The sequence below is a fragment of the Arthrobacter sp. 35/47 genome (genome assembly GCF_000520475.1).
GTDB classification, from domain to species: Bacteria; Actinomycetota; Actinomycetes; order Actinomycetales; family Micrococcaceae; genus Arthrobacter_D; species Arthrobacter_D subterraneus.
Window position 1 is genome coordinate 36,474 of sequence record NZ_KI914582.1, and the last position, 20,057, is coordinate 56,530.

At 65.1% G+C, this 20,057-nt stretch carries 18 protein-coding genes, 2 pseudogenes and 2 riboswitches; of the genes and pseudogenes, 12 read left to right on the top strand and 8 right to left on the bottom strand.

The window, feature by feature from the left end:
- The first annotated feature begins 555 nt into the window (after positions 1-555).
- Positions 556-1,863: pseudogene (locus tag X803_RS22610) on the top strand (cytochrome c oxidase assembly protein).
- Here X803_RS22610 and X803_RS17155 read toward each other — a convergent pair.
- Entirely contained in the window at positions 1,860-2,567 is a 708-nt protein-coding gene (locus tag X803_RS17155; protein ID WP_084033264.1) for a copper resistance CopC family protein, read from the bottom strand. The pseudogene X803_RS22610 and the gene X803_RS17155 overlap by 4 nt on opposite strands.
- Positions 2,568-2,602: 35 nt before the next feature.
- Positions 2,603-3,229, bottom strand: a complete 627-nt coding sequence (locus X803_RS22615) for a M23 family metallopeptidase (protein ID WP_253907369.1) — start codon at positions 3,227-3,229, stop codon at positions 2,603-2,605.
- Positions 3,230-3,444: 215 nt separating this feature from the next.
- Positions 3,445-3,635, bottom strand: a riboswitch (cyclic di-AMP (ydaO/yuaA leader).
- A 640-nt stretch (positions 3,636-4,275) separates the two neighbouring features.
- Here X803_RS22615 and X803_RS17160 point away from each other — a divergent pair.
- From X803_RS17160 to X803_RS0101705, 3 genes are all read left to right on the top strand, one after another.
- Positions 4,276-4,839, top strand: coding sequence for a DUF3093 family protein (locus X803_RS17160; RefSeq protein WP_084033266.1), 564 nt, complete (start codon positions 4,276-4,278; stop codon positions 4,837-4,839).
- A 10-nt stretch (positions 4,840-4,849) separates the two neighbouring features.
- On the top strand, positions 4,850-5,035 hold the full coding sequence (locus X803_RS0101700; RefSeq protein ID WP_026543770.1) for a hypothetical protein: 186 nt from the start codon (positions 4,850-4,852) through the stop codon (positions 5,033-5,035).
- 238 nt (positions 5,036-5,273) lie between these two features.
- A riboswitch (cyclic di-AMP (ydaO/yuaA leader) is annotated at positions 5,274-5,470 on the top strand.
- Between the two features lie 210 nt (positions 5,471-5,680).
- Complete coding sequence (locus X803_RS0101705; RefSeq protein WP_343299589.1) at positions 5,681-6,325, top strand: LysM peptidoglycan-binding domain-containing protein; 645 nt, start codon at positions 5,681-5,683, stop codon at positions 6,323-6,325.
- Positions 6,326-6,441: 116 nt separating this feature from the next.
- Here the strand turns inward: X803_RS0101705 and X803_RS0101710 are convergent, their stop codons facing one another.
- The 6 genes and pseudogenes from X803_RS0101710 to X803_RS0101740 all read right to left on the bottom strand — a co-directional run bounded on the left by X803_RS0101710 (position 6,442) and on the right by X803_RS0101740 (position 12,421).
- Positions 6,442-8,103 (bottom strand): multicopper oxidase family protein, encoded by a 1,662-nt coding sequence (locus tag X803_RS0101710; RefSeq protein ID WP_026543772.1) that lies wholly within the window; start codon positions 8,101-8,103, stop codon positions 6,442-6,444.
- Between the two features lie 915 nt (positions 8,104-9,018).
- Positions 9,019-9,160, bottom strand: a pseudogene (locus X803_RS22620) (excisionase family DNA-binding protein); the annotation flags it as partial.
- A gap of 141 nt (positions 9,161-9,301) precedes the next feature.
- Positions 9,302-10,453, bottom strand: a complete 1,152-nt coding sequence (locus tag X803_RS0101725) for an alpha/beta hydrolase family protein (protein ID WP_253907370.1) — start codon at positions 10,451-10,453, stop codon at positions 9,302-9,304.
- Entirely contained in the window at positions 10,450-11,472 is a 1,023-nt protein-coding gene (locus X803_RS0101730) for a DUF6545 domain-containing protein (protein ID WP_026543774.1), read from the bottom strand. Before X803_RS0101730 ends, X803_RS0101725 begins: the two co-directional genes overlap by 4 nt.
- Entirely contained in the window at positions 11,469-11,933 is a 465-nt protein-coding gene (locus tag X803_RS22045; RefSeq protein WP_026543775.1) for a hypothetical protein, read from the bottom strand. The genes X803_RS0101730 and X803_RS22045 overlap by 4 nt, the downstream gene beginning before the upstream one ends.
- Positions 11,934-11,998: 65 nt before the next feature.
- Positions 11,999-12,421 carry a hypothetical protein gene (locus X803_RS0101740; protein ID WP_026543776.1) on the bottom strand — a complete coding sequence of 141 codons (423 nt, stop codon included), beginning with the start codon at positions 12,419-12,421 and terminating at the stop codon, positions 11,999-12,001.
- Positions 12,422-12,852: 431 nt separating this feature from the next.
- On the opposite strand from X803_RS0101740, the gene X803_RS0101745 reads away from it, so the two are divergent.
- From X803_RS0101745 to X803_RS17165, 8 genes are all read left to right on the top strand, one after another.
- Positions 12,853-13,971, top strand: a complete 1,119-nt coding sequence (locus tag X803_RS0101745; protein WP_026543777.1) for an ArdC-like ssDNA-binding domain-containing protein — start codon at positions 12,853-12,855, stop codon at positions 13,969-13,971.
- Positions 13,971-14,918, top strand: a complete 948-nt coding sequence (locus tag X803_RS0101750; protein WP_156929934.1) for a bifunctional DNA primase/polymerase — start codon at positions 13,971-13,973, stop codon at positions 14,916-14,918. The genes X803_RS0101745 and X803_RS0101750 overlap by 1 nt, the downstream gene beginning before the upstream one ends.
- On the top strand, positions 14,915-15,682 hold the full coding sequence (locus tag X803_RS0101755; RefSeq protein WP_026543779.1) for a DUF2637 domain-containing protein: 768 nt from the start codon (positions 14,915-14,917) through the stop codon (positions 15,680-15,682). The genes X803_RS0101750 and X803_RS0101755 overlap by 4 nt, the downstream gene beginning before the upstream one ends.
- Positions 15,679-16,122: a hypothetical protein gene (locus X803_RS0101760; protein WP_026543780.1), complete on the top strand. Its 444-nt coding sequence runs from the start codon at positions 15,679-15,681 to the stop codon at positions 16,120-16,122. The genes X803_RS0101755 and X803_RS0101760 overlap by 4 nt, the downstream gene beginning before the upstream one ends.
- A gap of 90 nt (positions 16,123-16,212) precedes the next feature.
- The gene (locus tag X803_RS0101765) at positions 16,213-17,103 is read left to right on the top strand and encodes a hypothetical protein (RefSeq protein ID WP_026543781.1); all 891 of its coding nucleotides are present in this window, start codon (positions 16,213-16,215) and stop codon (positions 17,101-17,103) included.
- The gene (locus X803_RS0101770; RefSeq protein WP_026543782.1) at positions 17,100-18,110 is read left to right on the top strand and encodes a ParB N-terminal domain-containing protein; all 1,011 of its coding nucleotides are present in this window, start codon (positions 17,100-17,102) and stop codon (positions 18,108-18,110) included. Before X803_RS0101765 ends, X803_RS0101770 begins: the two co-directional genes overlap by 4 nt.
- Before the next feature lie 44 nt (positions 18,111-18,154).
- The gene (locus X803_RS0101775; protein ID WP_026543783.1) at positions 18,155-18,841 is read left to right on the top strand and encodes a hypothetical protein; all 687 of its coding nucleotides are present in this window, start codon (positions 18,155-18,157) and stop codon (positions 18,839-18,841) included.
- Positions 18,842-18,858: 17 nt separating this feature from the next.
- Positions 18,859-20,057, top strand: a 1,199-nt coding sequence (locus X803_RS17165; protein WP_035777495.1) for a M23 family metallopeptidase, incomplete at its 3' end; no start/stop codon positions are given.

A 20,057-nucleotide genomic window follows, 5' to 3' on the forward strand; every position in this document is an offset into this window, starting at 1 on the left:
GGGGCGGCGCTGCTGCTCTCCGGGGCCGTGGAGCCGCGGGCCGTGGCCGACCCCGGTGGGGTCGTCCGCTGGGCGCTGCCGGTGGCCACCCTGGCCCATCACCTTGCCCTGTCGGTGGTGCTGGCCTCCCTGGTGTATCTCACTGTGATCCTTCCCTGGCCCGCCACTCAACCGTTCTCCTCTACAACAGCTCAGTCGTGGCCGCCGGCCCTGAGCAGGGTCCTGTCGGTGGGAACCGCTGCGGGGCTCATCTGGACTTTCTCGGCCGTCGCGGTCCTCATCCTGGGTTATGCCGACACGATCGGCAGCCCACTGTCGGCGGATGAGGCGTTCACCCGGCAGTTGGCCTTCTATATGGTAAACATACCCAGCGGCAGAGCCTGGTTGAGTGTGACCATCCTCGCAGCCCTGACCGCCACCTGCTTCTTCGCCGTCCAGAGCCGTATCGGCTTCGTCCTGACGGGGGTGCTGGCCGGTTTCGCCGTGGTACCGCTGTCGAGCATCGGACACGCCGCCGGCAGCACCGACCACAGCGCCGGGGTCAGCGCCCTGAGCATGCACCTTCTCGGGGTCAGCGTGTGGGTCGGCGGAGTCATCGTCCTGGGACTGCTGTGGGATGTCCTCCCCTCCAACACCACCAGTGGTCCTGCGAAGACAACCATCAGGATCTTCGCCCGGTTCTCCATCCTCGCCGGTGCTGCGTTCGCCCTGGTCTTCGTCTCCGGCGTGATCAACACCGTCCTGCGCGTCGAAAGTATCCAGGGGCTTCTCTCACCGTATGGGGCGCTGATCATCCTCAAAACCCTGGCCACCCTCATACTCGGCGTCATCGGGTACATACACCGGGGCAGGATCACCGCCGCCGGGCGGAAGAACATGGCCTGGAAGCTGATCGGAACTGAAGCGACGATCATGGCCGGTGTGATGGGAATCGCCGCTGTCCTGGGACGGACCCCGCCGCCGGTCCCCCAGATACCCGAACCGGACATCACCGAAACCGAGGTCCTCACCGGGTACCCGCTCCCACCCGAGTTATCCGTGCTCACCGCACTCACGCAGTGGCGCTGGGACCTCTTCTGGGTGACCGTCGCGGTCATCGCTGCCTGGCTTTACCTGGCAGCTGTCCGCAGGGCAGCATCGTCAGGCGTGCAGTGGTCGAAGCGCCGGGTCCTCTTCTGGCTTGCCGGGCTGGGCCTGCTGGTCTACGCCACCTCAGGGGCACCGGCCATCTACGGGCTGGTGCTGCTCAGCGCCCATCTGACAATGTTGCTGACCCTGGGACTGGCCGTGCCCTTGCTGCTAGTCTCCGCCCGTCCGGCGCAGCTCCTCAAGGCAACGATGCCCGCGCGGTCCGATGGCAGCACCGGTGTGCGGGAATGGGCGCTGCAGGCTGCCAGCCACCCGGTCCTGGCGCGGTAAGCGACACCGTTGTGTGCTGCCGCGGCCCTCCTGGGCTCCCTGATCCTCATCTACGGCACGGCGCTTTTGGCCACCATCACTGCGAGCCCGCTGTCGCTGCAACTGACCAACGCGTACCTGGTTTGCCTCGGGCTGGTGTTCTTCGGCTCGCTCCTCCACCAGGTGCCCAGCCGAATGACCCGCGGTCGGCTCGCCCCGGTGCTGGCCTTACTGTCCGTGGCCCTCGCCGCAACAGCCTTCCTGGCAGTATCCCCGGAACCGCTCCACGCTGACTGGTTCAGCAACGCTGAACGCAGTTGGGGTTCCTCGCTCGTGGAGGATCAGCGACTCGCTGCGGCCACGGTAGTTCTCCTGGCCGGCGCCGCACCGCTGCTGGCATCGGCGATCATCCTCATCCGCCGGCAGCAGCGGCGGGCGCCCACAACCGCCTCAGTGGGCTCCTAGCCCTCCGTACCGTCCTGGCGTGCATCTGCTTTGACGGCTTGGCGGTGCCCCATCATGAACGCGGCGGCGCCGCCGATCACAATGACCGCGATCACAATCGGCAGCAACCAGTTGACGCCCCCGGAACTCGCGGCCTCTTCGGAAGCTGGTTCGGCAACCGGGTCCGCCGGGCTCGAAGTCGGAGCAACAGTTTCAGGGGCCACCGACGGCTCTTCACTTTCAGTGGCCTGCGCGCTCGGAGCGGCGGTGGAGGGATCCTCAGCCGGCGTCGTGCTGGCCGGTTCGTAGGTGAACTCGAAGACGCCCTCAATCGGGTGCCCGTCGGAGGACACGGTGCGCCATGCCACGCTGTACACGCCGGGGGCGTCAATGGCGGCCGGGGCTGACATGACGTTTTCCTCCAGAGTCACCGGTACTGCTTCCACCGGGGTCCCGTCCGGTCCGGTGATCTGTATCCGGCTCAGCTCCAGTCCGGAGGATTCCAGGGGTGTCTCGGAGAGAGTGATGGTGATGGCCTCCGGAGCGGTAGCGATGACCTGACCCTCCTCCGGTGCGGTCCCAATCAGTGAGTCATGCGCGGTGGCTGCCGGTGCTCCGATAGACCCGATCATCAGAGCGGCGAACACTCCCAGCAGCGCCCTTCGAAGGCGCTGGGTTCGAGGACGACGGGCGAGAGTGGTGGTGGCTGGATCGGGTGTGTGCATGACTCTCCTTGGGTGGTAGCGGACGGTTGAAACGATCAGAGCCACTGGGTGGGATCAACCACCGTGTCATTGATCATGACCTCGAAATGGAGGTGACATCCGGTGGAGTTCCCTGTCGTACCGGCATTCCCGATCAGCTCGCCCTGGGACACAATCTGCCCGGCGCTGACCCCGATGACCGAAAGATGGTTGTACGTGGTCTTCAGCCCGCTGCCGTGATCGACGACGATTCGGTTTCCTCCCCCGTAGGGGGACCAACCGGCTTCGACCACCTCGCCGCCCTGGGCGGAGAGAACCTCGGTGGTGCAGGAGGCTACCAGGTCGAGACCGGTATGCAGCTCGCCTGCGCCGGTCAATGGGCTGGTGCGGTACCCAAAACTCGATGTCGTGGCGATAGAACCAAGCGGGGCGGTGAACCGTGCTCCTACAACCGGATCAACGGGCTCCTCGATAGCGGGATCTGCTGCTTCCGCGGTGGGAGCGTCCACAGAGGGTTTACGCGTTTCGGCCTCTACCGAGCCTGCGGCCAGCAGTGAGCGATCACCAGCTTCCGCACCTGACCCGGGGACAGCCGCAACGGCGCTCCGGGTGAACGCGACTTCCGCCTCTGGATCGGCGGTGACCTTTTCAGATGGTGCGGTCTTGGTTTGGATCGGCGGCACAGTGCTGCCGCTTCCTTGTGCGGGGACCATGACGCTGCTGAGCAGCCCGGCTGCACCCAGCACTATCGCTGTAGGTTTGATCCAGTTCCTACCGGATTCAGCGGCTGGACCTGCCGCGCGCCGCCGTCCTTGCCTTGGCCGGCGCTCCGCTGCCCGGCGGCCATGAGGCGCCGGTTCCGCGCGGCGACGGCTGGCGGCCTTGTGTGATGACAAGAACATTCCTTCCCGAACGCCGCTGAAGTTAGCTGTCGGATTCGGGCAAGGAATCAGCCCGGCCGGCCAGTGCACACACTGGAACGGCTTCACCCCAAGACGGCACAACGGCCGCCACAAGAAGTGGGTCCTCCACCCCTGCCGGTATACGGACGATGGCTGGCTTCCCGGCAGGGTTAGGCGTTAAAACCAGCGTCGCCAACTCATCTCGGCGACCAGATCACTCTACAGGGACGGATGTATAGTTACAATTTCGCAACCTATTGAGAGTAGGAATCAATTACAGTCCCACAATTCTGGGTGCGGGGTGTGTGCGCCACCGAGGGAAAAGCTGTCCCGGACGAGTTTCAGCTCAGCAGGGCTGGCAGGCTCTGATCGCTCATGGGGACGATGAGATCGCCGCACCAGCAGGGAAGGTGTTCGTCCCGGCCAGGGGGACCCAACCTCGAGAACGCAAGGGGGGTGGTGCCGAGTTTCTGGTGGAAAGCGGCACGAGATGAGTACCTGGTCGAGAGACACCCGAAATGAGATCAGCCTGGTGCCCGTTCTCTGCCTTCCGTGGACCTTCCCAGACGAATAAATTAGGCTGGTTCGGTGCCCAGGCTTCTGGTGCATGCAGGTGCCGATGGCCCGGGTGCCCTAGCCACGATGGTCATCGGCATCTGGTTAACCTGATCCGGTTTTACCTGCGGTAGCGTGGCGTGATCCGCCCATCCGTCCGCTCGCTTAGGCCTCGTGACTACCCGGCGCTACAGCGCAGGAAGCGCCGCCCGATAGGCAATTGATGAGCCGACGGGAACGCCCACATTTTGGGATGTGGCAAGCTGTTGACCATGTCCGAAGCTTCCGCACCGCCAATCACGACCCTTTACGACGAACGGTTGTGGCCGACACCGTTTGTGTGGGTGCTTGTCTCAGGAGTGGCAGGAGCGTCAATCCTGGTGTTCGCGCCCATCAGCATGCTGACCGGGGTCATCGCCTGCATCGTGATCTTCCTCATCCTCACCGCTCTCCTGATCCTGTCCACCCCGCGAATCACACTGACCACCACCTCACTAAGCGTTGGCCGTGCCCAGATCGAGCGGGAGTATCTAGGTCCGGCACATTCCTATGTGAAACACGAGGCCACCAACCAGCGCGGACCGGCGCTAAACGCCCTGGCATATCTATGCATCCGAGGCTGGATTGACCCCGTGGTACGGATTGACATAGAAGACGAGGAAGACCACACCCCCTACTGGCTGGTATCGACCAGACGTCCAGCTGAACTCGTCAACGCCTTAGGCGAGGAAACGCTTCGCGAGAAAACAGCCACGACTGAATCCGTCATAACCACCAGTCGCGCACTTCAACTAGATCTGGTAGAAGGATCCGGGTCTAACGGCGGCGCACAATAGACTGACCGCTATGGAATATATCTCCGTGCTCTTGCCCTCCGCGGCCGTGGGAGCCATCTTCTACTTTGTTATGCGAGCCATCTTCAATGCCGACAGAGCCGAACGGGCAGCCCAAGCCGCCGCGGAGCAAGAAGCAACACTCGGCACACCGGACCAGGCGACCGGGCAGGAAGCTCCACCGGAAAATAAGATCTGAACTATTTTCAGGACAGGAGCAGGACATGCCGCGCCTGGGCTTCCATTGGAAGCACACTCGCGACCCTGGTATCCACAGAGCCATGCGATACGCCCATAATCACGCCCTCCTCAAATCGTCTTCCTTCCTGGGCTGTCGAGCGCCACCCTGATGCGGCCGTTACGTGAATGTGACATTCGGGGGCATGAAAGATATGATTGTCGCGGTGTCTGGGCCTAGCTATGGGTGACACTCCTCCAGCAGATTGCCTAACTCTGTCGCTGTGGAGGTCCGTTCTGAAACACATCACGACAGAGGCGGGGGAACCGAATATCGGGTTTCGAAAGAAACCCTTGGGGTGAAGGCGAAAGCTGCACTTGCTTCAGTGCCGCAGTGCGCCCGGGTGGCTCCCACCCGAATCCGACAGCTAACTTCGCAGGCATTGGGAGAGGCTGACTGACCATGTCAAAAATTCGCCATACCGCGCGCCACCGCGCCGTCCCTACCAGTCCCTTGCATAGCGTTGCCAAAGCGGCTTCGTCTGGGGTTGCAACAGTGGGACGCCCGGCAGCGGTAGCCGTTGCTGTATCGGGTTTGATGCTTGGGTCGACGTTGCCGGCCAACGCCGGCGCGACCACCGCCCCGTCCGCCGCGCAGCAGCAACCCGTGGATGCATCGGTCGCGGAAACGGTCGCGCCGGCGTCTGCCGCTGTGGCCGTAGCACCGGGGGTTGCTTCCCACACTGTGCAGCCAGGTGACACCCTGGGAAAGATCGCAGCCTCCTACGGTGTGAGCCTCGAAACGATTTTCGCTGCCAACGGGCTCGGGTGGGAATCCATCATTTACCCCGGTGATGTCATCGCCCTGTCCGGCGGCCCCATCGGTGTTACGGCACCGATATCTCCTGCGCCAGTGGAAATCAGCACCATGGGCATCACAACCGCATCCAGCACCATCGAACGCGCTCCAGCTCAGGCATCAAGCACTGTAGCAGCGAGCGGAATCGGCTCGGCGCTGGTTGCCTCGGCCTACGCCCAAATCGGCGCCACCCAGGACTGCACCATCCTCGTCGAGGTAGCGCTACGCTCCATCGGCAAAACCGTAGGCGACCTCGCACCCGAACAGTTCTACCAATACGGCACCACCGTCAGCACCCCCGCCCCCGGCGACCTCGTCATCCGACCAGGGCACATCGCCATCTACGTCGGCAACGGCCAAGTCATCAGCAGCGGCATGAACGGCGTCAACGCAACCATCCTGCACCCCCTTTCCGATCTCGCGGGATCATCCTATATCCGCGTCAACCCATAACCTCTAACCGAGCAGCAATAGAATCTCCGTAACCATCCCGTACACGAGCGCTGGGAATCGGATACCGAAGCGACACAGGGTACGGCTAACCAGCCGTCCCCTGTGTCGCTTCTTTGCTAGGTGTCTGCGGGTTGGTGGGCGCCAGGGAAGGGCGGGAATGCTGTCGCGTCATCCCAACGGCTGGGGGCGGCTTTGATGGGATCGTTTTCTTCGGGTTCGAGAGCGGCGGTGCCGACGCGGAATTGGACCATCATGTCGTGGTCCTCGTGGGGAAGGTTGTGGCAATGGATCATGTAGCGGCCACGGTGCGGCCCGAATTTCATCAGGAGATGTACGGTTTCCCCCTCGCCGACGTAGACGACATCCTTGGGCCCTTGCTCGTAGGCGTACGTGGCGCGATCTTCTCCGCCGATGATTTTGAAGTCCACCAGATGGACGTGCATGGGATGGAACCATCCGCCGCTGGAGTTTTCGAATTCCCAGATCTCAGTGCTGTTCAGCTCGGGGTTGGCAACGATCCGTTGATAGTTGCTGGCCACGACGTCAGCCCACGTTTGACCGTCGATGGTCCACTTGTTGGTAAGGTCATCGCGCTCGAGCCTGAAGTTGCGGCGGATTAGGGCGTCGGTGGACTTGAGTGCCATCACTTCATTCCCCGGGTCCAACTCGCCGGGAAGGGTATTCCACGTCGGGTCGCTGGTGTCGACCGGAGAATCAACGACATCGAAGGCCATGACCTTACCGGTGTGGTCGTAGTCGACATTGTTTTCGTTGGACAGGTTCAAGAGCTCGACACGTTGCCCGGGCTGGTAGTTGCGGAAGTCGACCAGGACTTCGTAGCGTTCGCCGCTGGCGTGACGCCATTGACTGATGGTTTGCGCGCGGGGCATGAGCCCGCCGTCCGTGGCGACGATCACGACGGGGCCGCCGGTACTGAGCTGGAAGCGGAAGGAGCGCGACACGCACCCGTTGAGGAGACGGAACCGGTAGATACGCCGTTGGACTTGCATCACCGGCCAGGGCCGGCCGTTGATTAAGATCACATCACCGTAGACACCTGACTGGTCATTATCGTCATAACCCAGTTCCCCGTTCTCAGCGAACATCGCGTCGCTGATGGTTACCGCGACGTCGAACTTGCCTTGGGGAAGCAGCGCCCGCTCGGTGTCATCGTGAATATGGTACTGCCCCACCAGGCCGGAGTAGACGTTCGGTGCGGTGTTGTGCACGGCGTGGTCGTGGTACCAGAGGGTCCGGGCAGGCTGGAAGTTGGGGTACTCATAATCCTTGGCGAAGCCGGTGTGAGTGATGTCGCTGGCATACCCGTCGAATTGCGGCAGGGAAGCCGACCCGTGCAGATGCACCGATGAATAGAGGAGGTGCCCGGCCCGTGGATGGGTTGCCGGCATCTGGTTGCGAACCCGTAGGAACGCTTTCGTGCCCCGCTCGACCTTGATCGTCGGACCCGGGAAAATGCCGTTATACCCAAGAATCTGTGTGAGCAGATTCTTGTTCGGCAGGATCGACGCGGATGCCGCCACCTGTGCAACTGAGTAATAGTTGATTTTCCTCTCAGGGTCATCGGGGTTCCGAGTCACAGCGTAGGGCTTCAGGAAAGGGGCCTGCGTGAACGGGGTCCGGTACGGCAACGGCATTTGCTCATCCGGCAGAGCACTGGCTGACTTCGCCTGGACCGAACCCGCCGGTACTGTTAGTGCTCCAACCCCGAGCGCACTCAAGCCGCCGAAGAGCAGCACCTGGCGTCGTGAAACAGACATAATTCCTTCTCCTGATTGGTGGCACTACTTAACGGTGCGTGGGAGGGGTTATAGAAACCCTGTGCCCGTCGGTGTCCGCGGACCCTGACCTAAGCGGCGGACGTAGTCTGACGGAGGAAACTTCTAAGGGACGTGGCCGGCATGTCTCTCCGAGTTGCTGTCCTCGCCGTCAATGCCGGGCAATGGTTCCCGTGGCGGGGGTTGCAGTCTTGGTCAAGCATCGGTGGAGCAAGAGAAGAGCGGACAGGACATCAGTAAGATCGCCTTCGGTTTCTACGGCGGCGAGCAAGAGCCGTCCGTCGGCGTCCCGCAGGGCGGGCGCGCATCCGAGTTCGCCGTCCATCACCGCAGGCCAAGGGCAGTGGCGAACTCGGCGGCCTGATCTTGGTCGGCGTTGACCTAGGCAGCGTGCAATTCGCGTACCTCCTGGGCCCGCGGCGAGAACGGTTCGTCGCCCAGGAGCGATTCGTAGGCGGGCGACAATGCTTCTTGCAACAGTCCCAAAACCTCCAGCCGCGCCGCCTGCTCAATCAGCGGCTGCGGTGTGGTAGCGATGCCGGAGGCTGGTGGCCACACTCTCCTCCCGCCAAACCTTCAGGGACCGGTGGCGTCGGCGTTACTGACCCCGCGGCTTCCTGGACACTCGAAACTCTGGGGTTGCGCTCGGCGCTGACTTTCCCGGCAGCGTACACCCGGTACCTCGAGGACCCCGGAGTGGTGGCTGATTCCGTCATCGTGGCGGATCACTCCAAAAGTAGTAGGTATAGCAGTAGCGCCCACGCAAGTACGCGGGCGCGACCACATCAGCCTCACGTGCCAGGAGGCCCCGTTGGTAAAGGACAGCGCGTAGCGATCTTGCGCGTGGTGCCTCCGACATTGATGCCGGGATATGCAGTCTACGGCGGCACCGCCCGGTGCGGCTGCGCCGCACCGAACCCAGTCATCGACCTCGCTGGCCTGGAGATTTCCGCAGTCGGCCGAGCTTATGGGCGGGCATGCCCTGCTCGGCGATCCAAGTGTAAACAGTGTCATTGGTGACGCCGAGAGCAGCGGCAATGTCGTCCGCTCACAGCCACGGCTCGGTCACATCAGTCCTCCATCGCGGCTCACGCGGATCGACGCTGTTCCTTTTGAGCAGGGTTCGTGCGGGCATGATCTAGGGACCTTGCGCGACCCTTCCCGCCGCGGGACGCTAACCTCAGCCGGCGTTAGCGTTGACGTGTGCCAAAAGCCACGCGGTGACCGTCGATCGCCAGCGTTCGGGGTCGGAGTTCCATGACAGCGTATGGCCAGCTCTGAAGGCTTCGAGCTCGACGAGGTCGGGGCGAAGATCGCGAAGGGCTTGCGAGACCCGAATTGGGGCGGAGTCATCTCGGGTCCCGTGGATGATCAGAGTGGGCACAGCGAGTTCTGCGGCGCGTGCGACCCAATCAAGATCCCCAAGCGGGATGGCCGTCGGCAGACCGGTCATGCGTGACAGCGGGGGAAGCGTGAGCCACGGGATGGCAAGGATTCCTGATGCGGCAGGCAGCCCGCTCCGAACGCAATTCGCGTTGATCACCGTAACCCAGTCGAGCACCGGAGACTCCAGCACGACCCCCACGATGATGTCGTGGTAGCGCGCACGGTCGACGAGTTGCAGCGCGATCGCGGCGCCCATCGACCATCCGAAGAGAATGATCCGATGTGCTCCGTGTTGTATCGCGTAATGTACTGCTGCTTCGGCATCCTCGACTTCCATGAATCCAAGCGAGGACCGGCCAGGTCCCGCCTTCGGCCCTTCTCCATCGTTTCGATAAGTGATGACGAGCGATGTGTAGCCCAGGTCCGAAGCGACCCGCACTCCGCGCAGTGTGCCCGCTCGGGTGCTCCCCAGACCATGAACGTGGATCGCCCACGTCGAGCGGTCACTCTCTTCCTCCAGGAGCCAGGCCGGAGCACTTCCCACGGCGGTGTCAATCGTGACTTCTCGGGCGGAAAGGCCGGCATCAGTTGGGCTCGCAAAGTAGATCCCGCTCCATGAGGTTCGATCGCCAGCCGCCAGGGCGAAGCCGGCAGAAGCGCTTGTCACGAGCCGTGCGATTCGACCTGGCCCTCGATCGAAGACTTCGGCAGAGAGTTGAGCCCAGCCGCCATTCTCGAACCATAGGTTGTAGATGCCATCCGCGACTGTCTGGCGCGTTCGGTCCAAGACGATCAAGCAGCGATCACCATCGCGCTCCACGTCACGTACGACGAGGTCGAATCTCCTCGGGCCTGCGGATGCCGTCAACCGCCGAGCAATGCCCCAACCGAGGCCCAACCCGCATGCAGTCAGCAACACCGCTCCCGCGGCGAGGAGGCGTTTCAAACGTGCCCTCGTTCGGAACCACGGCGAGTTGAAGAAGAGTCGGCTGCCTGCGCCCCGCGTCCGTCGAGCCCAAGGAGGTGGTCCTCCGCCCGCCCCAGAAGTGCGCGCTCGTGACCGGTCACCTCAAACGAGACGCGTGGATCGATCATGGCATCGCGGATTTCAACGATCTCTCGATGAAGGCGCGTCTCGGGCTCCTCCATGCTGGCGGCCGAAGAGTGCGTCTGGCTCAACCCCGGGCGAACGAGCGTCGCCCGACGCCAGATGGGCTCCAGCTCGTTCACCAGCGCACCAGTTCTCACGCCCCGTGAACGATCTCGCACGTAGCGGACGGCTGATTGCCCTGCCAAACCAGTGCATAGGAAGACGAACGTCAGCAAGTAGAGAGGCCCGTATGCCGCGGCGACGGCGTTCATCAAATCGAGGTTGCCAACGACGTGCGCGACGTCCATGATCAGGACGACCAGGCACAGTGCGACTCCAAAAGCCGATCCAAGAAGCAGCAAGCCGGCGGGAATGCGCTGAGCGCCATCGCCCAGGCGATATTGACGTCCCGCGAGGATCAACATCGCTGCGACCACGATTCCGCAGTACGTGAAGCCGATCATTGAGTAGGTGGCAGCCGCAGGCTGCGCTCCGAGGTCGCTCATAAAGGTCGTCGTCGTCGCCCCCCGGTCGATGAGCAGAAAAGCAAACCCAACCCCGACGAGTGAGAGGAGGAGCGCCGGAAGACCCAGGGCGACACGCACCAGTCTTGGTCGATACCCTCCGGCTTTCATGATCCCCCGGCCGAGGAAAAAGAGTCCGATCATCAACGCGCCATCGGCGACAAGTGTTGCCATGTTGGTCGCGCCAAGGGCCGTATCAACGGTGCTGTAGATCGCGTCCACGTTGAGGGTCATCGCGACGGAAATGGTCAGTGCAGCGTACGTGATGCTGCGCTCCGTGCGTCTGCGCCGCAGGATGAGCAGACTCACCACGAGCACCCACATGAGTACCGCGACAAGTGCCTGGATCACCCGAAAATCTCCGAATATCGGGACTCCGCGAAGGCCGATGCTCGGATCGCAGCGGCGAGCCGATCGGCCACGGACTCCGCAGCGATCTCGCTCTCAGAATTGGGATCTTGCCGTCTGAGCAAGCGCCCGCGCGTGTGCGCTGGGATGTCGGGGAGCAAGACGTCGTCAACCGCGCATTCGTCGCCCTGGCCGTGGCCAAGGAGCATATGGGCGAACTCGTGGAGGACGAACTGCTGACGATGCAGGACCGAGTCGCTGCCAGCGTGGAGGACGAGGTCTTCGGAGTCCATGATCAGCCACAGCGCGCAGATCCCGTCGTGGTCACCGAGCTCCGCTAGTTCGACGACGCGGAGCTTGCGCTGCCTATAATTCTGCATCGCTTGGCACAATTCATCGAACGTAAAAGTGCTGTCCAGCGCGAGGCTCGCTACGGCCGTCGACACGGTCTGTTCGATGTTCAAAGTGCGGTCGCTCTCCTCCGGGAGCATGCCGATGCCGGCTCCGTGTGGAGTGGCGCCGTCACTGCTCAGGTGTGTGTCACTTCTTCATCCAGGAACCTGCTGATCGCCTGGAGCGCCTTCGGCGATATATCCCCCAGCGTGCGTGCCGCGTACGACTTCACCTTGGCCGCCCGCATCGAGCGCACGAGATCCAGCTGCGCACTCACTTTAGCCGGAATAGGCGCGTCGCCCTCCCCCGCCAGGAAGGCCGCATCCACGTCGAAGAATGCCGCCAATCCCTCGAAGACCGCAGCGTCCTGCACAAACCTGTGGCCGTTCACCATGTACGTCCACCGTGACCTCGACAGACTAGTTCCGCGCTGATCAAGGTAGGCCGCGATCTGCGAGTAGGTCGGTTCGGAACCCGACTCGGCGATCGCGACATCCAGCAGGAGCCGCAGACGCTTCGCGAGGTCCTGCGCCGCTGCTTTGTTCTCGTCTTCTGTCATTTTCGTTTGATCACCCTTCCCCTCGGATCAGGCAAAGGCATCGTCGTTCGGCTGCCCCCGAGCGGAGTGTTGAGAATGCTCAATATAACCGTTAGGCATGCTCAAATCAAGGGTTGCGCACGCTCAACGGGGCTGTTAGAACGGAACCCTCACGCATTTGAGCATGCTCAACGACGGGCTTCGAGGGAGGGGGGCACGGCTCTGTCAAAAAGCGCCGCTGTCGCCGCGCTTCCAACCCCGGGAAGGTGAATGCGGCCCGGCTCGAACACAGCCTCCGACGGCGTGCTCCATGTCCAGTGCACTGGCGGCTTGATCGCTGTGGAAACGGTCCGGTCCCGTCGTCGGTCACGCTCCGTTGGGTCTCCCGGCTCACCTCAACGGTGTACCGCCATGCACACGAGTGCCGTGGCCCCCGCCGGAGAGGAGACCCAATGATGGCATCGATGGAGGAAGGCCGAGCTGCGCAGGAGGCGAAGCTCGACGCGTTGCACGAGAAGTTGACGGACGCGGTCGCACAACTGGTCTCTGGTGATGATTGGGCACGCGCGTTGGCGTTCGCCGCACGGTTCCGCTCTCGTTCGTTCAACAACACGTTGCTGATCTGGGTTCAGCACTGCGCGGCTTTCGACGCCAAACTGGTGCCCTCGCCTATGCCGACGTACGTCGCCGGATACAAGCAGTGGCAGCAGCTTGGCCGTCAGGTGCAGAAGGGGCAGCCGGGGTACCAGATCCTCGCGCCGGTGACCGGCCGGTTCGCATCGGCTAATCCGTCCGATCCGGCGTCGTGGCGACGACTGAACCGGTCCGAGAAGCCGAAGCCGGGCGAGGTTGCTCGGTCGAAGATGATTGGCGTGCGGCCCGCGTACGTGTGGGACGCTTCCCAGACTGCAGGCGAGCCGCTCCCCTCCCCTCCGGCGCCAATACTGCTCGAAGGTGAAGCTCCCGCGGGGCTCTGGGAAGGACTCGCCGCCCAGGTGCATGCCGCGGGATTCAGCCTGCTTCGCGTCCCGGACGAGGCATCCATCCATGGGGCGAACGGGATGACCGACTACGGCGCGAAGACGGTGGCGGTGCGGGAGGATATGGACCCCGCCGCGCAGGTGAAGACCCTAGCTCACGAACTCGGCCACGTGCTCATGCACGGACCCGATCAACTCGAAGCGCGTCAACATCGTGGGATCGGTGAGGTCGAGGCGGAGTCGGTCGCGCTGATGCTCGGCGCCGCCCACGGCTTGGACACCAGTGGTTACACGATCCCGTACGTGTCGACGTGGGCGGCCACGGTCGATGGCAAGGAGCCGGTCGAGATCGTGAAGACCACCGGTGAGCGGGTCCGCAAGACCGCCTTGGCGATCCTCGACCAGCTCGACAGCGCCCAGGTCGGCGACGGCACTCCGCCGGGCCTGGACCATGAGACACTGCAACGCGATCAGACGGAACGGGCTTTGGCCGCTCGCGAGCGGTCAACGCCGGAACGTGCGATGCCGCAGCCATTGGGGACCGGTCCGCGGCATATCCCTGCCATGTCGACGCACGGGCCGGAGCTGTGATGGTGTCCCCCGACGTCTTCTACGGTGCGTTGACGCGGGCGTCCGGCCGGTGGCCGTTGTCCGCTGCGGCCCGGGAGTTGGTTCGTTCAGGGGTACCGGTGTTCCCGTGCGTGCCTGGTGGCAAGCGCCCACTCACCGAGCACGGCTTCCACGACGCCGCCACCGACCCCGATCAGGTGGAAGCCTGGTGGGGTCAGCATCCGGGGGCGAACATCGGCGTCCCGACCGGCGCGCCCTCGGGTTTCGTCGCGGTTGATGTCGATGTCCACGGCCCCGTCGATGGGTTCCGCGGGTTCTCGCGCGCTTCCCGCGCGGGGCTTGCGGAGGGGTGGCAGTTCCTTGTGACCACCCCGTCGGGTGGGATGCATGCCTACTACCCGGCCACGCCTGGCCAGGAACAGCGGTCTTGGCAGGCGGCGCGCGCCGGGATCGACTTCCGTGGCGACGGCGGATACATCCTCGTCCCACCCTCCGAGGTGTCCACCACTGGTGCTGTCGCCGGATACCGACTGCAGCGGTTCAACGCCGGAGCTTCCTCGGTGCTGGACTCGGATCGGCTGAGGGACTTCCTCGACCCGCGCCCGGCACCTCGCCCACCGGAAAACCCAGGTCTGCAAAGACAGGCGGATATGTCGCGGTTGGCGGTGTGGGTCGCAGCCCGCGGAGAGGGTGAGCGGAACCGTGGCCTGTTCTGGGCCGCATGCCGCCTCGCGGAGAACGGTGTCCCGGCCTCCGACGCCCTCGACGGGCTGAGCGCTGCTGCTTCCGATGCGGGGCTGGGTGAACGGGAGATCACCGCGACCGTCCACTCCGCCTACCGTGCCGCCCACCCCACCAGGGAGGACTCCGCCTCGCCCACGGTCCGGGACTCTTCACCGGCAGCTCCGGACGACTGGTTTGCCAGAGACCCCGTTTCACGGCCGTCGAGTGTGCGGGGGCTGGGATGACTACATCCATCCTCGACAGGCGGGCCAGTCGGCGGCGGGCTGTGGTGACGGCCGGTGCCGGGACGGTGTTCATCGCCGCCGGGGCATTCTGGCTCAGTTTCACAGCCTTGGCGGACCTGGCCGCCCGGTCCGGGATCAGTCAGGGGCAGGCGTGGGCGTGGCCGCTGATCGTGGACGGGATCATCGTGGTTGCCACTGTCGCCGTCGTCGCCCTGGCCGGGCAAAGGTCGGCGTGGTATCCGTGGGCTCTGCTCGCCGGTGGGGCCGCGGTGTCGGTGACCGCGAACGCGATCCACGCCGTCGTCGCCGCCGATGCCGACGTTCCGGGCGTGCTGGCCGCTGCGGTGGCCGCAGTGCCACCGGTCGTGCTGCTGGCAATCACCCACCTGACCGTCATCCTCACCCGACCCGTCCCCGCCACTGGCGAGCGTTCATCCTCGGACGAGCCGGCCGAGGCCTCCATCGCCGTACCTGCGCAACGAAGCCTCGTCGCTCCAACGTCGTCGCCCATCAAAAGCATGCCGCTGAAACGGCCCCCGTCGATCAAGGAGACACCGCGCCGTCCGACTGATGCTGCGGGCACGGATCGGAGGGACCGCGCACGGGAGCTGTATGGTCGGGGCTGGTCGAACAAGAAGATCGCCCGCGAGCTCCAGGTGCATCCCTCGACGGTGGGCCGGTGGTTCACCAGCACACACCTTCCCGATGACGCCGCGCACACCGACACCGAGCGCACCGACACAGCGGAGGCAGAAAACACATGAGCACCGATCCCATCCGGCCGCACGAGCGCCGTCAGCGGGAACCTGAGCCGGACACGACCCGGGCGACGGCGGAGCATATCGAGAGGACCCAGACGCCGGAGGCAGTGCAGGCCGCGAAGGTCGTCCGCCGTCCGGGAAGCGCTACGTCACAGGCAGCGGCATTCGCCAGACGTGCGCGGGGTGTGGAGTGGGTGCGGCCCATGGACCTGATCGCTCGTCACGGCGCCGCGGTGGCGGGTCGAGCTATCGACTTTGAGGTCGAGCTGGCCCGCCGCTCCCGCCGCCTCCCGGACCGGGCGGTCCGTGCGGGAAGCCGCGGCGTCAGCACCGTGCAGACGGCCGCGAGCGAGCGGGCTCGTCGTCTGCCGCCGGTGTCGGAGTTCGGACGAACGGGTAGGTCGCAGTCGTGGGTGACGCGTTCATGGATCGGGCTGGGGTGAGCTGACGATGCCCGCCCCCAGCACCGAGACGTCGCCGATGACGACTGCTGGGAAACCCCTGCGCACATGTCTGTCAGGAGGTGCCCTACCATGACCGAGAAGGCACACGCCACCACTGGCCAGACGATTGAGAGCGCGGGGGACTTCACGACGAGTGAGGGCCTGCGGGTCCTGCTGTCCCGGCTCCATACCGCAGGACCGGGCGCGTGGCAGCACGACCCGGCCGGGGCGGAGCTGATGGTGTTCGTGGCCGAGAAGTACGCGCCCTTGGCGCACAAGCACGGGCTGGACCCGTGGGAAGCCGCGTCCGCAGCGTTCGACGTGATGCGCACCCAGGCCGCCCGCACGGCGGTCGACCCGTGGGCGGTGGTGACCCATGCGGTGCGGATCACCTGCATTTTCGAGGAACGCGCCCAAGGCCTGCTCTGCTCAGTGCATCAGGCACGGCGCCCGCACATGTCGGCGTTCCACGACCCCGAACGCTTCAGCGACCGCGACAACCCGCTGACCGACTACGACCCGGCATTCCAGGTCACCGACCCCATCCCCACCGGGCACGACCAGGACGAGGACGAGAAGGAGGACTCCGCAGGGGCGTGCACCACGGCGTTGGCGGTAGTCGAGGACGCCATCGCGTTCTTCACCTTGCTTGACTGGCCGCCGGCGACGGCGCGGGCCGGGATTGAGCATGTCTGCGGGGCGCTGACCCGGACCGGCACCCGCCAGGCCACCTACGACGCGCTGCGACGCGACAAGCACGCCCGAGCCCTCCTCGACATCCCCCGCGCCTCCTGGACGGCCCTGCTGAAGGCGTTGCTGGGCAATCCCCACCCCGCCTACGCCGCCACCACAGCCGGGCGGGGTGTGCTGCTGCGGCTGTTGATCGGCGAGAACCTGCCTGTGCTGCTGCGCGACGACGACCTCACCCTCACCGTCTGCCTCGCCGCACCGCGCGAACATGGCGGGGGTGGGTCGCGGTGAGCGCGCCAGCGGGGTTCATCGAGCTGGAGCGCACGGTCGCCTCGATCCGTGTCGGACGCCGGCACCGCACCGAGCTAGGCGACATCGAACAACTCGCCGCCTCCATCGACCGCGAGGGGCTCCTGCAACCCATCACCATCACCCCCGACGGCGTACTCGTCTGCGGTGCACGCCGGCTGGCGGCCATCACACGGCTCGGGTGGAAGAAGGTCAACGTATGGGTCCGCTCCGGGATCTCCGACCGACTCGGACACCTCCTCGCCGAACAAGACGACAACGTGCTCCACAAGCCGCTGACCCAGACCGAGGCCGCCGTTCTCTACAGGGAGCTGAAAACGCTGATGGCCGAGGACGCCGCCCGCCGGGAAGCCGCGACCCGGTTCAGCAGCGACCACCAGCCCGGAGGTGACGGGGGTGGAAAATTTCCACCCCCGTCACCCGGACCGCGCGGCAAGACCCGCGAGCAGGCAGCAGCGATGATCCCCGGCGGGGCCTCCTACAAAACCCTCGACAAGATCAGCTACCTGGAGCAGATCGCCGACGACCCCGCCCAACCAACCGAACTCCGCGCACATGTAACCGCCGAGTTGGCACGTATCGACGCCGGCGCCCCGGTGCACCCGATCTACGAAGCGGTCCGTACCGCCGTCACGACCGCTCAAGGACAACGCGAGGCGGACCTGCACCAGCTCGCCGCCGACGCGCTCGCCCGCGCCAAGAACAGCAAGACGAAGAAGCGCGCACCCCGACCAGTCCCGTCCGCGGATGAAGCTAGCGAGCCGGTACGGTATCCGGTGCGGGCGTTCGTGCTCACCTGGGGCGAGCTAGTCGACTGGTGGACCCACTACGACGCCGGCCAGCTCGCGACCGAACTCAGCGACGAACAGATCGAATCCTTCCTGACCACCGCCGCCGGGACGGACCGGTTCGCAGAGGAGCTGCGTGCCGCCCGCGACCGACAGACCGGCGAGCCCGTGCCTGTCCGGGGTCACCTGCGCGCCCTCTGATCTCTCCACGGCGAGGCCTGGGCGCTGGTGGTGCACCTACAGGCATGAAGACACCCGACCTCACTGACACCCGTATCCGTCGCCGATGGATCGCCGTGCTCGCCGCCCTCGTGGCGGTCCTCGTCCTGGCCGGAGTCAGCGTCTACGGTCTCATCACCGGACCACCCACCAGCACCGAGACCGACAACGGCGTCGGGTCTGGGCCAGTGGTCACGACGCCCGCCGTCCCGGTCCCGACCGTGACGGCGCGTCTGCCGATTGTCGCCGGGTCGGATGATCCGGAGACCTTCGCCCGCAACGTCGCGACCGCCCTGTTCGGGTGGGACACCGCATCCGGGTTCATGCCCCTGGACTACACGTCGGTTCTCCTCGCCGTCGGTGACCCCACCGGTGCCGAGCAGGCGGGGCTCGCCTCCGACATCACCACGTACCTGCCCACCCGGCAGGCATGGGTCGAGCTGCGCCGGTACGCCACGACCCAGCACCTCACCATCGACACCCTGTTCGTCCCCGACGCGTGGGACACGGCCGTCGCGCAGGCGCAGCCGGGGCTTGCCGAGGGCACGACCGCCTACACGATCGAGGGCACCCGCCACCGCGCCGGCCTCTGGAACGACGAACCAGTCGCCTCCGAACATGCGGTGGCGTTCACGGTATTCATCATCTGCGGCCCGGCCTATGACACCTGTCATCTGTTGCGGCTGTCCCAACTCGATAACCCCTTGCGATAAGGCCGGGGGGATCGCTCGTGAAGACGCTCGCCGCTGCCGCTCTCACCCTGGTCCTGCTCGGCCCGTCGTTCGCGCTGGTCGGGATTGGGGTGCTGATGAATCCCGCCTCCACCGCCGCGTGCACCGTCGCCGGGAACGGCATCACGATCGGCGACGTCCCCGAGTCGTTGACCGTGACCACCGTGAACGGCGAGACCTTCACCCTCGACAACCGGCAGCTCACCCATGCGGCGACCATCATCGAGGCCGGCACGGGCATCGACGGGGTCACCCGGGACGGACTCCAGATCGCGCTGATGGCAGCCCTCACCGAATCCACCCTGCAGCAACTCTCCAACACGGGCACCTACCCCGAATCCGCGGACTACCCCAACGACGGCGACGGCTCCGATCACGACAGCCTGGGCCTGTTCCAGATGCGGCCGCAGTCCGGGTGGGGTTCGGTCGCCGACCTCATGGACCCGACCTACCAGGCGCGGGCGTTCTTCGGCGGGCCAGAAGGCCCCAACTACCCCAGCCCCAGGGGGCTGTTGGATATCCCCGGTTGGCAGTCCATGGACAAGGGCGAAGCGGCCCAGGCCGTCGAGGTGTCCGCCTATCCCGACCGGTATCGCAACTACGAGCCCGTGGCCAAGACCATCCTGACCACCCTCGCCACCACGACCACCACCGGCGCCACGGACACTACGACCGTCGCCGGCACTGTGGTGCCGGTCGTGCGGACGGTCCCGGCGGAGTCGTCGCGGGTGTTGTTCCTGCTGCCGGCGGGCACCTGGGTGCCCTCCTCGGACTACGGACCCCGGGTCCACCCGCTCACCGGGGAGAACTCGTTCCACACCGGCACCGACTTCGCCGCCCCGGACGGCACCCCCATCCTCGCCGCAGCAGACGGGACGGTGACCGTCGCGGAGTTCTCCGGCGGTGACGGTGGACTCATCGTCATCGAACACCACATCGACGGAGCGGTCGTGGCGACGGCGTATGCGCACATGTGGGAGACCGGCATCCACGTCACCGCCGGCGAGACCGTGACCGCCGGACAGCACATCGGCGATGTCGGCTCCTCCGGCAACTCCACCGGCCCGCACCTGCACTTCGAGGTCCGCAACGGTGGCACCAACGGTGAGCACACCGACCCCGCCGCCTGGCTCAATACCCACGAGGCTGCCGATCTGCCAGAGCCCGCCACTGGCGCACCCGGCGGCTGCAATCCCGA